Origin of the sequence: Mesorhizobium sp. M8A.F.Ca.ET.161.01.1.1 (assembly GCF_004792105.1) — a bacterium.
In the GTDB taxonomy this organism is placed as follows: Bacteria; Pseudomonadota; Alphaproteobacteria; order Rhizobiales; family Rhizobiaceae; genus Mesorhizobium.
Genome location: NZ_SRTD01000005.1, coordinates 1 through 13,917 on the forward strand (window position 1 = coordinate 1; position 13,917 = coordinate 13,917).

At 61.4% G+C, this 13,917-nt stretch carries 18 protein-coding genes and 1 other RNA gene; 10 read left to right on the plus strand and 9 right to left on the minus strand.

Translation table 11 applies throughout. The features are described from left to right. Positions 1 to 274: 274 nt before the first annotated feature. The 3 genes from EN804_RS14155 to EN804_RS14165 form a co-directional block, all read right to left on the minus strand. The gene (locus EN804_RS14155) at positions 275 to 1,465 is read right to left on the minus strand and encodes a VWA domain-containing protein (RefSeq protein ID WP_135919890.1); all 1,191 of its coding nucleotides are present in this window, start codon (positions 1,463 to 1,465) and stop codon (positions 275 to 277) included. Positions 1,466 to 1,467: 2 nt separating this feature from the next. Continuing rightward, positions 1,468 to 1,914 (minus strand): GNAT family N-acetyltransferase, encoded by a 447-nt coding sequence (locus tag EN804_RS14160; protein WP_127278131.1) that lies wholly within the window; start codon positions 1,912 to 1,914, stop codon positions 1,468 to 1,470. Between the two features lie 92 nt (positions 1,915 to 2,006). Beyond that, positions 2,007 to 2,846, minus strand: a complete 840-nt coding sequence (locus tag EN804_RS14165; protein WP_135863231.1) for a MoxR family ATPase — start codon at positions 2,844 to 2,846, stop codon at positions 2,007 to 2,009. 144 nt (positions 2,847 to 2,990) lie between these two features. On the opposite strand from EN804_RS14165, the gene ssrS reads away from it, so the two are divergent. The 4 genes from ssrS to EN804_RS14185 all read left to right on the plus strand — a co-directional run bounded on the left by ssrS (position 2,991) and on the right by EN804_RS14185 (position 5,571). Further along, a non-coding RNA gene (gene ssrS, locus EN804_RS14170) (6S RNA) lies at positions 2,991 to 3,146 on the plus strand. Positions 3,147 to 3,242: 96 nt separating this feature from the next. Further along, the gene (locus EN804_RS14175; protein WP_135917197.1) at positions 3,243 to 3,830 is read left to right on the plus strand and encodes a 5-formyltetrahydrofolate cyclo-ligase; all 588 of its coding nucleotides are present in this window, start codon (positions 3,243 to 3,245) and stop codon (positions 3,828 to 3,830) included. Positions 3,831 to 3,900: 70 nt separating this feature from the next. Beyond that, positions 3,901 to 4,725, plus strand: coding sequence for a YmdB family metallophosphoesterase (locus tag EN804_RS14180; protein WP_127278128.1), 825 nt, complete (start codon positions 3,901 to 3,903; stop codon positions 4,723 to 4,725). Between the two features lie 78 nt (positions 4,726 to 4,803). Beyond that, positions 4,804 to 5,571, plus strand: a complete 768-nt coding sequence (locus tag EN804_RS14185; protein ID WP_135919893.1) for a TerC family protein — start codon at positions 4,804 to 4,806, stop codon at positions 5,569 to 5,571. Between the two features lie 122 nt (positions 5,572 to 5,693). Here the strand turns inward: EN804_RS14185 and EN804_RS14190 are convergent, their stop codons facing one another. Genes EN804_RS14190 through EN804_RS14205 form a run of 4 tightly spaced genes read right to left on the minus strand, consistent with a single transcriptional unit; the run spans position 5,694 to position 7,502 of the window. Next, positions 5,694 to 6,161 carry an SRPBCC family protein gene (locus EN804_RS14190; protein ID WP_135919895.1) on the minus strand — a complete coding sequence of 156 codons (468 nt, stop codon included), beginning with the start codon at positions 6,159 to 6,161 and terminating at the stop codon, positions 5,694 to 5,696. 22 nt (positions 6,162 to 6,183) lie between these two features. Next, the gene (locus EN804_RS14195; RefSeq protein ID WP_135917119.1) at positions 6,184 to 6,546 is read right to left on the minus strand and encodes a hypothetical protein; all 363 of its coding nucleotides are present in this window, start codon (positions 6,544 to 6,546) and stop codon (positions 6,184 to 6,186) included. A 50-nt stretch (positions 6,547 to 6,596) separates the two neighbouring features. After that, positions 6,597 to 6,989, minus strand: a complete 393-nt coding sequence (locus tag EN804_RS14200; protein ID WP_135863223.1) for a VOC family protein — start codon at positions 6,987 to 6,989, stop codon at positions 6,597 to 6,599. A 30-nt stretch (positions 6,990 to 7,019) separates the two neighbouring features. After that, positions 7,020 to 7,502 (minus strand): SRPBCC domain-containing protein, encoded by a 483-nt coding sequence (locus EN804_RS14205; protein ID WP_127278121.1) that lies wholly within the window; start codon positions 7,500 to 7,502, stop codon positions 7,020 to 7,022. 51 nt (positions 7,503 to 7,553) lie between these two features. Between EN804_RS14205 and EN804_RS14210 the strand changes: the two genes are divergently transcribed. The 4 genes from EN804_RS14210 (at position 7,554) to EN804_RS14225 (ending at position 10,099) form a co-directional block, all read left to right on the plus strand. Further along, positions 7,554 to 7,877: a helix-turn-helix domain-containing protein gene (locus EN804_RS14210; protein WP_135882217.1), complete on the plus strand. Its 324-nt coding sequence runs from the start codon at positions 7,554 to 7,556 to the stop codon at positions 7,875 to 7,877. A 201-nt stretch (positions 7,878 to 8,078) separates the two neighbouring features. Beyond that, complete coding sequence (locus tag EN804_RS14215; protein ID WP_135863218.1) at positions 8,079 to 8,828, plus strand: YebC/PmpR family DNA-binding transcriptional regulator; 750 nt, start codon at positions 8,079 to 8,081, stop codon at positions 8,826 to 8,828. Positions 8,829 to 8,984: 156 nt separating this feature from the next. Continuing rightward, positions 8,985 to 9,776, plus strand: a complete 792-nt coding sequence (locus EN804_RS14220; protein ID WP_135919897.1) for an RDD family protein — start codon at positions 8,985 to 8,987, stop codon at positions 9,774 to 9,776. After that, entirely contained in the window at positions 9,773 to 10,099 is a 327-nt protein-coding gene (locus EN804_RS14225; RefSeq protein WP_135919900.1) for a SelT/SelW/SelH family protein, read from the plus strand. The genes EN804_RS14220 and EN804_RS14225 overlap by 4 nt, the downstream gene beginning before the upstream one ends. A 34-nt stretch (positions 10,100 to 10,133) precedes the next feature. On the opposite strand, the gene EN804_RS14230 is transcribed toward EN804_RS14225, so the two are convergent. Then, a complete protein-coding gene (locus EN804_RS14230) occupies positions 10,134 to 10,610 on the minus strand; it encodes a DUF1772 domain-containing protein (protein WP_135919902.1) in 477 nt (158 codons plus the stop codon). Between the two features lie 210 nt (positions 10,611 to 10,820). Here EN804_RS14230 and EN804_RS14235 point away from each other — a divergent pair, with 210 nt between their 5' ends. Further along, on the plus strand, positions 10,821 to 11,450 hold the full coding sequence (locus tag EN804_RS14235) for a TetR/AcrR family transcriptional regulator (protein ID WP_127278117.1): 630 nt from the start codon (positions 10,821 to 10,823) through the stop codon (positions 11,448 to 11,450). Positions 11,451 to 11,676: 226 nt separating this feature from the next. Here the strand turns inward: EN804_RS14235 and rpmE are convergent, their stop codons facing one another. After that, on the minus strand, positions 11,677 to 11,898 hold the full coding sequence (rpmE, locus tag EN804_RS14240; protein ID WP_096451251.1) for a 50S ribosomal protein L31: 222 nt from the start codon (positions 11,896 to 11,898) through the stop codon (positions 11,677 to 11,679). A gap of 207 nt (positions 11,899 to 12,105) precedes the next feature. Here rpmE and EN804_RS14245 point away from each other — a divergent pair, with 207 nt between their 5' ends. Continuing rightward, positions 12,106 to 13,905 (plus strand): ABC transporter transmembrane domain-containing protein, encoded by a 1,800-nt coding sequence (locus tag EN804_RS14245; protein WP_135919905.1) that lies wholly within the window; start codon positions 12,106 to 12,108, stop codon positions 13,903 to 13,905. Positions 13,906 to 13,917 lie beyond the last annotated feature (12 nt).

Consider the following 13,917-nt stretch of genomic DNA (forward strand, 5'->3'; position numbering starts at 1 on the left):
AGACGTATGAAGCTCGTCCGCCGCAGCGCCGCGCCAACCAAACCGCTTGGCGCTGCGGCGGATGCATAGGGGGAGAACTGTTACCTATGTATCCGGTTCAATCTGTTACCCATCTATCGGCTGGACAGCTCCCGTCGCCGGTTTCGCCAATCGCCGGCATTGCAAGATGGGCATCGAGGCCACGGCCAGCTTCCTTCTCCCCGTCACTATACGGGGAGAAGTGCCCGTCAGGGCGATGAGGGGCAGCGCCAACCTTGTCCTGTATCTCCGACAACTAATGCTTTCTGGAAAGCTGCTTCGTCGCGGCTTCCAGCCCGGCCAGTGTCAGCGGGAACATGCGGCCGCCGAAGATGTCGCGAATCATGGCGATGGAATGCGTAAAGCCCCAATTCCTTTCACTCTCCGGATTCAGCCACACCGCGTTCGGCCATTGCTGCAGGAGCCGGCCGAGCCAAACGCTGCCCGCCTCGGGATTCCAGTGTTCCACCGAGCCGCCGGGGTGGGCGATCTCGTAAGGGCTCATCGAGGCATCGCCGACGACGATGACCTTATAGTCGGGGCCATATTTGTGGATGAGGTCAAACGTCGGAATCACCTCGGCATGGCGGCGGCGATTGTCCTTCCACACGCCTTCGTAGAGGCAGTTGTGGAAATAGAAATATTCGAGCTGGCGGAATTCGGCGCGAGCCGCCGAAAACAGCTCCTCGACGCTCTTGATGTGGTCGTCCATCGAGCCGCCGACATCGAAGAACATCAGGAGCTTCACCGCATTGCGGCGCTCGGGCCGTGTCCGGACGTCGAGATAGCCGTGCTCGGCGGTGGCGTGGATGGTGCCGGGCAGGTCGAACTCTTCCTCGGCGCCTTCGCGCACCCAGCGGCGCAGACGCTTCAGCGCGATCTTGATGTTGCGGGTGCCGAGTTCGACGGCATCGTCGAAATTCCTGAATTCGCGCTTGTCCCAGACTTTTACCGCGCGCCGGTTGCGGCTTTCAGCTTGCCCGATGCGCACGCCTTCGGGGTTGTAGCCATAGGCGCCGAAGGGCGAGGTGCCGCCCGTGCCGATCCATTTTGAGCCGCCCTGGTGGCGGCCCTTCTGTTCCTTGAGCCGCTGCTTCAGCGTCTCCATCAGCCTGTCGAAGCCGCCAAGCGCCTCGACCAGTCTTTTCTCCTCCTCGGTCAGGTGCTTATCGGCGAGCCGGCGCAGCCATTCCTCGGGAATGTCGGCGACGTCGACGGCATCCGGGCCGCCGAGCGCCTCGATCCCCTTGAAGACATGCGCGAACACCTGGTCGAAGCGGTCGATATGGCGCTCGTCCTTCACCAAAGCGGCGCGGGCGAGATAGTAAAAACCCTCGACGTCATAATCGACAAGCCCGGCTTCCAGCCCTTCGAGCAGAGAGAGGTATTCCCTGAGCGAAACGGGAACGCGCGCTGCCTTCAGTTCAAGGAAGAAGGGGATGAACATGACTACAACAGATCATACTCGATAAAGCCGGTCCTACGCGCGACGTGGTCGTAGAGCTTGCGCGCGGTGGCGTTGGTCTCGTGCGTCATCCAGTAGACGTTTTTCACCCCGATCTTGCCGGCCTCCTGCTTCACGGCTTCGATGAGGGCCGCACCGATACCCTTGCCGCGCACATCCGGGTCGGCGAACAGGTCCTGCAGGTAGCAATTGTTTTTCTCCGACCAGCCGGAGCGGTGATAGAGGTAGTGGGTGAGGCCGACGGCCTTGCCGTCGAGGGTAGCGATAAAACCCTTCGGCTCGAATTCGCCTGTCGTGAACAGCCGCTTCCAGGTGATCGCGTAGACCTCTTCCGGCAGCTTGGTTTCATAGAAGGTCAGATAGTCGGTCCACAAGCGGCGCCAGTCGGCGTGGTCGGATTGCGCGAGCGGGCGGACAACAATCTCAGACATTTCATCTCCTCCGAACGGTTCTGGCCGATGCTGACGTGCTCTGCGGCCGGCGGCAACGGTCCACATCCGGGGAAAGTGCTATTGCTGCCTTGCTATTGCTGCCGCCTGGCCATGAAGGCCAGCCGCTCGAACAGATGCACATCCTGTTCGTTCTTCAGCAGGGCACCGTGCAGCTTGGGCAGCGCGTTCTTGGCGTCGGCGCGCAAATCCTCGGGCGCGATGTCATCGGCGACCAGCAGGCGGATCCAGTCCAATGCCTCGGAGGTTGACGGCTTCTTCTTCAAGCCCGGCACGTCGCGAATTTCGTAGAACTGGGTGAGGGCCGCGCGCACCAGGTTCTGCTTGATGCCGGGATAATGGACATCGACGATCCGGTGCAGCGTATCGACGTCGGGAAAGCGGATATAATGGAAGAAGCAGCGGCGCAGGAAGGCGTCCGGCAGTTCCTTCTCGTTGTTGGAGGTGATGATGACGATCGGGCGGACGGCGGCGCGGATGGTCTCGCCGGTCTCGTAGACGAAGAACTCCATCCGATCGAGTTCCTGCAGGAGATCGTTGGGGAATTCGATGTCGGCCTTGTCGATCTCGTCGATGAGGAGCACGACCTTCTTGCCAGCCGCGAACGCCTGCCAGAGCTTGCCGCGCTTGATGTAGTTCTTGATGTCATTGAACCTGACATCGCCGAGCTGGCTGTCGCGCAGCCGCGACACGGCATCGTATTCGTAGAGACCTTGCTGCGCCCGTGTCGTCGATTTGACATGCCATTCGATGAGGTCGAGGCCGAGTGCCGCCGCCACCTGGCGGGCTAGTTCGGTCTTGCCGGTGCCGGGCTCGCCCTTGACCAGCAGCGGCCGTTCCAGCGCGATCGCCGCGTTGACCGCCACCATCAGATCCTTGTCGGCGACATAGGCCGCCGTGCCTTCGAAACGCATTTTTGCTCCTTGGTTCATTCCGGGAACCGTAAGGAGGCCCTCCGGTCCGCGCAAGGGCGGGTCTGCAAAGGCGATGATGCCGACCGGTGCGGAAAGAGCACCGTCTCTCTGGCGCTTGGGCCACCATCGGCCTATATTGATAGAGGCGGTCTGCGCTTCCCGGCAGGAGACACTTTTCCCCGGGGCCTTAACGATCCTTAGGGAGCTGTCCCTGGGAAGACCCGTGGGTTTTCTCACACGGCGCCCACCTACTTTGTAGGCACCCGGGATCGACCTCTCCACCGGTTGTGTGGACCGTCACTTGTCGCAAGGCGTCCACCCGTCCTGGTGGATGATGCGGTGGAAAACGTCGCGCTTGAGACCTCACACAGCTCTGACCTTTTCTACCTTGGCCGCATGACCTCTCCCAAAGACCTGAAAAAGCAGCTACGCCTCGAGGCACTCGCTCGCCGCGACGCGCTCGACGAATTCTGGCGGGTCGAGGCCGCGCTCGAAATGGCGGAGACGGCGCGCGACCATCTGGAGATCGGCCCTGGCCAGATCGTCTCCGGTTTCTGGCCGATGCGCTCGGAGGTCGATGTCAGGCCGCTGATGTTCGCCTTGCGTGAGCGGGGCGCACGGCTCTGCCTGCCTGCCATTCTCGACAAGACCACCATCGTCTTTCGCGAACTGGTGCGTGGCGCGCCGATGGTCGACATGGGTTTTGGCACGATCGGACCGCACGCGGAGGCCGAGGTTCTCGACCCCTCGGTCATGCTGGTGCCGCTCGCCGCTTTCGACGCACGCGGCCACCGCATCGGTTATGGCGCCGGCTATTACGATCGCGCGATCGCGAAGCTCGTCGACAAGGGGCATACGCCCCGGCTGATCGGCATAGCCTTCGACTGCCAGGAAGTGGCGCAGGTTCCGGACGAGAACCATGACGTGATCATCCCGGAAATACTCACCGAGAGCGGGTTGCGCCGCTTCACGCCAAAATTGTAGATAATGGAGGCATGATCTTTTCGCGGATGTCATGCGGCATTTGCTTCGCTGACTTTCGGTGCAGGATCATATGAGACTTCTCTTCCTCGGTGACATGGTTGGAAAAACGGGACGTACGGCGGTGTGGGAACAGCTGCCTGGCCTGATCTCGGACTTCAAACTCGACTTCGTCATCGTCAACGGCGAGAATGCCGCCGGCGGCTTCGGCATCACCGAAGAGATCTTTCGGGAGACCATCGCTGCAGGCGCCGATGTCGTCACCACCGGCAACCATGTCTGGGATCAGCGCGATGCGCTGGCCTTCGCGCCGCGCGAGCAGCGGTTCCTGCGGCCTTCCAATTTTCCCAAGGGTACGCCCGGGCGCGGCTCCGGCGTCTACATCGCCAAAAACGGCGCGCGCGTGCTGGTCGCCAACATCATGGGCCGAGTATTCATGCATCCCGAGCTCGACGATCCGTTCCAGGCCGGCGAGCGTGAGCTTGCAGCCTGTCCGCTCGGCGAGCAGGCCGATGCGGTGATCATCGACTTTCATGCGGAAGCGACCTCGGAAAAGATGTGCTTCGCGCATTTCGTCGATGGCCGCGCCAGCCTGGTCGTCGGCACCCATACGCACCAGCCCACCGCCGATCACCAGATCCTCAATGGCGGTACCGGCTATCTGTCGGATGCCGGCATGTGCGGCGATTATGATTCCTCGCTCGGCATGGACAAGGAGGAACCACTCAACCGGTTCCTGTCGAAAGTACCGAAAGGGCGTTTCGAGGCAGCGACCGGCCCGGCGACCTTGTGTGGGGTCGGTGTCAATATTTCCGATCGTACCGGACTGACCGAGAAGATCGCGCCGTTTCGTCGCGGGCCGAGACTGGAAGAAACGGCTCCGTCGTTCTGGTCGTGACATTGATATAGGCGCGCGCAGTACCTAACTGCCGACGACATCTGCTTCAGATCGTTAAAAGAGGGGACAACGACCTCCATGCAGCTTATCGAATTTCTTGCGCCGCATTTTCAATTCGTTTCCGATCCAACCGCATGGGTCGCCTTGCTGACGCTGGTGGTGCTCGAGATCGTGCTCGGCATCGACAATCTGATCTTCATCTCCATTCTGACCAACAAGCTGCCCGTGGAGCAGAGGGCTCGTGCGCGCCGGCTCGGCATCTCGGCGGCACTGATCATGCGCCTGGTGCTGCTCGCCACCATTTCGGTCATCGTCCAACTGACGACGCCGGTCTTCACCGCGTTCGGCCACGGTTTCTCCTGGCGCGACCTGATCCTGATCGCCGGCGGCCTGTTCCTGGTGTGGAAGGCGACCAAGGAGATCCACCACACGGTCGATCCCGACGACCACAAGGACACGATGATGGGAGAGACGCTCAAGATCTCGCTTGCCGGCGCGATCTTCCAGATTCTGCTGCTCGACCTCGTCTTTTCGATCGATTCCATCATCACCGCCGTCGGCATGACCGACGAGATCGCCATCATGTACATCGCGGTGATCGTGGCCGTCAGCGTGATGATGCTGGCGGCGGGTCCGCTGGCCAACTTCATCGCCAAGAACCCCAGCATCGTCATGCTGGCCCTGGGCTTCCTGTTGATGATCGGCATGACGCTGATCGCGGACGGCATGGGCTATCATGTTCCCAAGGGCTACATCTACGCGGCGATGGGTTTTTCGGCGCTGGTCGAGGGGCTCAACATGCTGGCGCGGCGGCGCAAGAAAGCGAAATCCGGTGACGGGCAGTGAGAGCGACCGGGTCGGGGCGAGCCTAACATTTTCGGCGAAAACAGGATCGCCTCCGATGCTCTATCTCCTCGTTTTTACGCAATACCGAACGCAAAACCGCTTCGCACTTTGCTGGAATTGCTTTAGTGCCCCGGTACCCCTTTCGGGTGACGATCACCGATAAGACCCAGCGTCAGGCCCTGCTCCAGCCAGGCCTTGGCGCCGGCGAGCACCAGCGTGAAGCCGCCGGTTGAGCCGACCGCTTCTTTCACCTGCTCGTCGCCATTGCCGGTAAAGCCAAAATTCCCGACTTCGAGGAATGTCGCCTCGCCAGGCATTTCAGTGAAGGTCCAGACCACAGTGGTCGGCGGGTCGCTCCACGTCATGACGATCTTCTTGTCCCGGACGATCTCGCTGACGTCGACGGTCGTCGAGACGCCATACATACGCCACTCCCACTGAACAGGCTTGCCACCGTCAAGCCGGCCGCTGCCATGGGTGAACCAGAATTGGGTCGTGATCGCCGGATCGACGATGGCCTCGAAAACATCAGCGACCGGCCGCCGGATCAGCATGGCGGCTTCGGCTGTCGGTGTTTCACGGATTTCCATGGCGATCTCCTTTCGAATACGCTCACCAGGCGTCGGGTTCGCGCACCATATGAATGATGTTGGCCGGATTGGTGATCCAGCCACCACGGAAACCCTCGCCCAATGGCTCGATGGCATCGCAACGCACAACGCCTGCCTTGGCCAGATGATCCGCGGCGCCCGGAAAATCCTGCGTGAAAAGCTCCAGCCAAATCTCGGCCTGGCTCATCATCGGCGCTTCGTCGATCCACAGCCTGTTGGGCCCAAGTTCGAAGCCGATCGCCGGCGGCTTGGCGGTGAACGGCTTGAGGCCGACGACGTCGCGGTAGAAGGCGATCGTCGCTTCGTACTGGTGCGACGGCACCTTCATGGCGATGTTGATGCCGCCAGTGATCTTCGCGGTCATGGTTCACGTCCTTGTTGGGGTGCTGGTTGGCTGGTTCAACTGGCGTTCCGTCATGGCAGGTTGATCTGCCAGGAGACGCCGAACCTGTCGTTCAGCCATGCGAAGCGGCGGCTAAAGCCATAGTTGTCTGGCGGCATCAGGAAGCCGCCCCCCTTCGCCAAGGTTTCGACGATGCGCTCCAGTTCCTGTTCGGAGGAACAGTCGACATAGAGCGAGAACGACGGCGTGAAGGTGAAAGCATGGTGAACAGGGCTGTTATAGACCGTCACCTCCAGGCCGCAGATGGAAACGCGCGCCAGTTTGAGCATACCTTCCGCGCCGTCTTCACCGGAACCGTAACGTGTGACGTCGAGGATGCTACTGTCGGGAATGGTCCCGCAATAAAGGGTCATTGCCTCTTCGGCCTTGCCCTCGAACATCAGGAATGGCCTTACTTTCGTCATCGCGGGTTCTCCCCCTTTTCCTATCGTCGTTCAAACATTGGCCTCGCTGGCGGGTTCGCCCCTCATCTCGCTGCGGTAATAACCGTCGCGCAGATTGATGCCGTATTCGACGTAGGCCTTCATGCAGGCCAGCATCTGCGACCAGCCCTCGCAATTCAGGTAGGACTTCTTCAGGCCGACCGCGCCTTCCTGCCAGCCGCTCTCGGCGATGGTGACGAAGGTGCCGCCATCGTCGAGCGGCTCGAAATTCATCTCGATGCGGGTCTTGTAGGCGGGCTTGCCGTCGGTGTCGGTGGCATCCCAGCGCAGCACGATGCGGCTGTCCTTGACCACTTCGTCGACCTCGACCGGCACCTTGCCCCACCAGACGACACCCGAACCGGCAACCAATGGCGCGCTGGCGCCGCCGATGGTGGTGAAATAGCCGCTGAGCTTCTTCGGATTGACGACCGCGTCAAAGACTTCGGCGACCGGTTTGCCGATGCGCCCTGAAACACTGAATCCAAGAGACATATCCACAGCTCCTTGCTTGATCGCAACAACGATATGTTATAGAAACATAACATGTCAAGCCGATCGCAGGACGACAATGTTTTCAAGGCGCTGGCGCATCCGCGCCGGCGCGAAATGCTGGATCGGTTGAAAGACGAGCCAAAGACCACCGGCATGCTGTGCGATGCCTTTCCCGACATCGACCGCTGCACCGTCATGCTGCATCTCAAGGTGCTGGAGGAGGCGGATCTGATCGTCGCGCGTCGTGACGGACGCGAGCGCTGGAACCACCTCAACGCACTGCCGATCAAGCAGATCCACGACCGCTGGATCAGCCAGTATGCCGGCCATGCGATCAGCATCATCGACCGGCTGAAGTCCGATCTGGAAGCATAGACACGGCCGGCATCGCCGTGGCGCGGCGCGGCTGGACGAATTGAGCCGATTTATCTATAAGCCGGCCATTCCGACAAGGAGCGCCGCGCGTCCACCCGGACGCATTAGGGTCGTTCTGAAATTTTTGAATTCGAGCCTTTTGCAAAGGCGAGGTGACGCATCTCGCGGCAAGACGCTCTAGCCGAACACGACAGGGGTGCCATGGCTGGCCATTCACAGTTCAAGAACATCATGCACCGCAAGGGCCGTCAGGACGCGGTGCGGTCGAAAATGTTTTCCAAGCTGGCGCGCGAAATCACCGTTGCCGCCAAGAGCGGGACGCCCGATCCATCGATGAATCCGCGCCTGCGCCTGGCGATCCAGAACGCCAAGGCGGTGTCGATGCCGAAGGACAACATCCAGCGCGCCATCAACAAGGCCTCGATGGGCGATGCCGAGAATTACGAAGCCGTGCGCTACGAAGGGTATGGCCCAGGTGGCGTCGCCGTGATCGTCGAGGCACTGACCGACAACCGCAACCGGTCGGCGTCCAACGTCCGCGCCGCCTTCACCAAGGCCGGCGGCGCGCTCGGCGAAACCGGATCGGTGTCGTTCATGTGGGACCGCGCCGGCGAAATCTACTATCCGGCCTCGGCCGGCAGCGCCGACAAGATCATGGACGCGGCGATCGAAGCCGGTGCCGACGACGTGGAAAGCGACGAGGAAGGCCACACCATCTATTGCGCCTTCGAGAATGTCGGCGAGGTGTCGAAGGCACTGGAAGTCTCGCTCGGCGAGGCGGAATCGGTGAAGCTGATCTGGCGCCCGCAGAACAATGTTCCGGTCGACGAGGAGCGGGCGCAGTCGCTGATGAAGCTGGTTGCGACGCTCGAGGACGATGACGACGTGCAAAGCGTCTACGCCAACTTCGAGGTCGATGACGAAACCTTGGCCAAGCTCAGCGCGGCGTAGACGGACCTTAGTCCTCTGGACGAGCGGTAGCTGTTTGCTTGTGAAGTAATGCTTCTCAGTTTCAGCGCCATATCGTAGAAGATGGCTGGCGGTTGGGGACTATTTGGTCTGCTCTGATCGTCAATTGAAAGGAATATGTCAGCTATCGGGGGGTAGATGACCGTACTTAGCGATGACGAGTTTGCCGAGGCGATGTCCTGGCCTCGATATGGTGGCTTTTGGCGTCGATCTATCGCAGCGTTGATCGACCATCTTGTTGTTCTCATACCCCTATACGCTTTGGTGGCAGGTCTGTTTCTACTGACCGATGGCGGCGTGAAAGGCCACTTTTCTTGGATGAACTGGAAGATATGTCAGCCGGTTACGGTGCATGGAGACCCATCGCTAGCGCGCTACGACTGGCAGGTATGCAGCACATCTGTGTTCGGCTTAACGGTCGCCGAATGGGCCGCGGGAGCGGCACCGTCAACGGAATCTGGGGCAAACTCGACCCTTTCAATTGATTTGGACTTGCAGAACAATTTCCGATCAGCTGCGCTGGATGTCGGCTTTCTCGAACTTCTAGTTCTCATGGCTTATCTTTTCGGTATGGAGTTGAGCTGGGGCCAAACCTTCGGCAAGGGGGTGATGTCTATCCGAGTCTACGATCAGAATGACAAAGGCAGGGTCGGTCTGCCCGTCCGGATGGCTGCGCGACGGCAGGTCATGAAGTTGCTTGGCCCCTTGTCACTGACGCTGACCGGGGCCTGGTTTGCGTTTCGAGCGTGGGGCGCGGCGCCGGGGGCGGCGCCGGATTTCTCCTGGCTGGAGATCACGGCAGCATTTGCCGCATCGATTTTTAGCCTCGCTTGGTCGGCCTGGATTGGAATATCCATAGCTCTTGGCAACGAACCGATACACGATCGCTTTGCGGTCACCACAGTGCGTATTTTTAAGGATCTGGATTGAGCGTGTCGAACAAACCTCGGGTCGTCATCACCTACTGCACGCAGTGCCAGTGGCTGCTGCGCGCCGGCTGGATGGCGCAGGAGCTGCTCTCCACCTTCGGCACCGATCTCGGTGAAGTTACGCTGGTGCCGGGCACCGGCGGCATATTCACCATTTCCTGCAACGACGTGCTGGTTTGGGATCGCAAGCGCTACGGCGGGTTCCCGGAAGCGGCGAAACTCAAGCAGCTGGTGCGCGATGTGATCGATCCGGATCGGGATCTCGGTCATTCCGATCGCAAGGGCCACACGTCAAAGGGGCACGCGCAAAAAGACCCCGCCTGAGACGGGGTCCGAGTGTGTTTCGTTAGGGTCTCGTTCAGAGCAATGCGAAGATAAAGCAGGCCATCGCCACGATGGCGGTGATGGTGCGGACGTGGTTCCACATCACCCATTGGCTCAGATGGTTCGCCCATACGGCGGCGCCGTTGGCGCTGGCCGGGTCGACGGCGGCGAGAGCATCGTTGAGCGGCACGTTGAAGACCATGGTCACGATCGGGTTGCCGATCACGTAGATCACCGCGCCGGCCAGCAGCCAGTACGAGCCGGACTGGCTCCAGCCCATGATGGCGGCGGCGATAAGCACCAGACAGAGCAGGCCGGTGCCAAAAAGCGCCGTCATGAAAGTCGGCGTGATCACCGTGATGTTGATCGAGTTCATCGCGGCGATGCCGCTCGGGACGGGCAGCCGGGCAAGCGCCGCCATGACGAAATTGGAAAAGGCGAAGAACACGCCGGCGACGAGGCCCGAGCCGATCGCGGCAATGATAGTGAGAGCGGGAAGAAGCTTGGCCATCTCAGTTGCTCCAGATTCGGCTAGCGGCGGTTTCTGTTGCGTCGAGGGAGGAATCTTTCGGCGCACGGCCAAAGCACGTGTCAGGCATTCCGGGTTCCTCCGATTTCTAAATATGAGTAATCCTCGCATTTGCAAAACGTGATAAACCCTCGTATTTTGTAAGTCAAGCCATCTCCCGGCGATTGTGCGAACGCGTTATTGGAGACAGTCATGGACGGCACAGCGGCCAACGATCAGATCGCCTCGCCACGCCGGGCGCCGAGCCAGCAGCGCAGCCGCGAGCGGGTCGAGCGCATGCTGGCCGCCGCCTCGGCGCTGATCGCGGAGCAAGGCAGCGATGCCATGCGCATGGGCGAGGTGGCGGAACGGGCAGAGGTGTCGATCGGGTCGCTCTACCAATTCTTTCCGGACAAGCGGGCGATCGTCTGGGCGCTGGCCGAACGCTACACCGTGGAAAGCCAGGCCTGCATTTCGGCGGCGTTGAAAGACGTCAACGACGCCGAAGGGCTTGGCCGGGCGTTCTCGGAGCTGGTCGACATCTATTACGGGTTGTTCCTGGCCGAGCCGGTGATGCGCGACATCTGGTCTGGTACGCAAGCAGACAAGGCGCTGCGCCAACTCGAGCTCGCCGACAGCCGGGCCAATGCCGAATTCCTGGTCGCGGTGCTGAAGCGGCTACGCCCCGGCGCCGACCCCGTCTCCCTGGAGACCACGGCGTTTCTCGTCTGGCAGATGGGCGAGGCGGTCATGCGCTTGGCGATCTCGGTCGAGCGGCAAGAAGGCGACAGGCTGGTCGCCGCCTACAAGCGCATGGCGCTGCGGGAGTTGCTGGCCGAGTAGAGAAGCCTTGAACTTCCCATAGTTTTAACATCTGGTGAAGCCGCCAAGGACGGAGCCCCTCTCCCCCGTCACTATACGGGGAGAGGATGCCGGCAGGCAGGTGAGGGGCAGCGCGGGCCTGTGATATTTAAGAACAGCTTTATGACGGGGGGAGGGGAAGATGGTTCTGGTCAACAAAAAACCCGCCTCGAAGGCGGGTTCTTGATCTGCGAAAGCCCGATGCGGCTTAGAGGCCGAAACCCTCAAAACGCTTCTTGAACTTCGACAGGCGACCGCCGCGGTCGAGCAGGGTCTGCTGGCCGCCGGTCCAGGCCGGGTGGGTGGTCGGGTCGATATCGAGGTTCATCGTATCGCCTTCCTTGCCCCAGGTCGAACGGGTCATGTATTCGGTGCCGTCGGTCATGACGACCTTGATGGTGTGGTAGTCGGGATGGATTGCGCTCTTCATGGCTCGGTTCCTGGCTTGCCGGCGCGGCTGACGGGCATAAGCCTGCGTCGATGCGCCTCTTTTTAAAACTCGAAGCCGCAGCTATTGAGGAGCCACGGCTTCTAAAACGGTCGGCGTGCCTATACATCAGCCGGAATTGAATCACAAGGCCGCGGCAAGCGCATATTCAAGGCGCATGAAGCTGAGGCGGCTAGAGGAAACAGCGAGATGGCGCAATCAAGCAGCGCAGACGAGCGCCGACGCTCGCTCAAGCCGCTCAGACGCCTGTTTCCCTACATCACTGGATATCGCACGCTGGTGGTCGGCGCCCTCATCTCGCTGGTCATCGCAGCGGCAACGACGCTGGCGCTGCCGCTGGCGGTGCGGCGCATGATCGACCATGGTTTCTCGTCGTCCAGCACCAGTTTCATCGCCGAATACTTCGCCGCCCTGGTGGCGATGGCCGCCGTGCTGGCGGCGGCATCGGCCGGCCGCTACTATTTCGTCATCACGCTCGGAGAGCGCGTCGTCGCCGACATCAGACGCGATGTCTTTGCCCATGTGACGACGCTGTCGCCTGCCTTCTTCGACACCGCCCAGTCCGGCGAGATCGTGTCGCGGCTTGCCGCCGATACCACACAAGTCAAATCGGCGGTCGGCGCCACGGCCTCGGTCGCGCTGCGCAACGTCATCCTTGGCCTCGGCGCATTGGCGATGATGGTTGTCACCAGCCCGAAACTGTCCGGCTTGGTCATTGCCGCGATACCGGTCATCGTGCTGCCGCTGGTCGCCTTTGGCCGCTCGGTGCGTCGCAAGTCGAGGCAGGCGCAGGACACGCTTGCCGACGCTACAGCCTATGCCAGCGAACAGATCGCCGCGGTGCGCACGCTGCAGGCGTTCACCAATGAGACACTGGTCACTGGACGGTTTTCGGGTGCGGTGGAAGCGGCCTTCGAGGCGGCGCGGGCCTCTATCTTCGCACGTTCCTTCCTCACCTTCTTCGCCATCTTTACCATTTTCTCCTCGGTCGTTGCGGTGCTGTGGTTCGGCTCGCGCGACGTGCTTGACGGCAATCTGTCGCCCGGCACACTCGGGCAGTTCCTGCTTTATTCGGTGTTCGCCGCCGGCGCGCTCGGCGCGCTGTCGGAAGTCTGGGGCGAACTCGCGCAAGCAGCCGGCGCCGCCGAACGGCTGACCGAGATATTGGCCGAGACACCGGCGATCCAGGCGCCTGCCGATCCGAAGCCGTTGCCTGCGGCCGCCAAAGGCGCGATCATCTTCGATGATGTCTCGTTCTCCTATCCGGCAAGACCCGACCGCGCCGCCGTCCATGGCTTGAGTTTTTCGGTCAAACCCGGCGAGACGGTGGCCATCGTCGGTCCTTCAGGGGCCGGCAAGAGCACCGTCTTTTCGCTGATCCTGCGCTTCTACGATCCCGAAACCGGCAAGATCCTGATCGACGGCGTCGACGTGCGCGAAGCTGATCCGGTTTCGGTGCGCGAGCGCATCGCCATCGTGCCGCAGGATGTCACCATTTTCGCGGCGAGCGCGCGCGACAATATCGGCTTTGGCCGTCCAGGTGCCAGCGAGGCCGAGATCGAGACCGCGGCTAAGGATGCGCTTGCCGACGAATTCATTCTCAAGCTCGAACATGGCTATGACAGCCCGGTCGGCGAACGTGGCGTGACGCTGTCGGGCGGCCAGCGCCAACGGGTCGCCATCGCCCGCGCCATCCTGCGCGATGCGCCGATCCTGCTGCTCGACGAGGCGACCTCCGCCCTCGACGCCGAAAGCGAGACGCTGGTGCAGACGGCGCTCGAGCGGCTGATGCAGGGGCGCACCACCATCGTCATCGCCCACCGGCTGGCGACGGTGCTGAAGGCCGACAGGATCCTGGTCATGGATGGCGGCCGCATCGTCGAGGAAGGCACGCATCAGAGCCTGGTCGCCAAGGGCGGCATCTATGCGCGGCTGGCCAAGCTGCAATTCGAGACCGGCGCCAGCGCCTTCAGGGGCGCGGCTGAATAGCGGGCGCGTTTC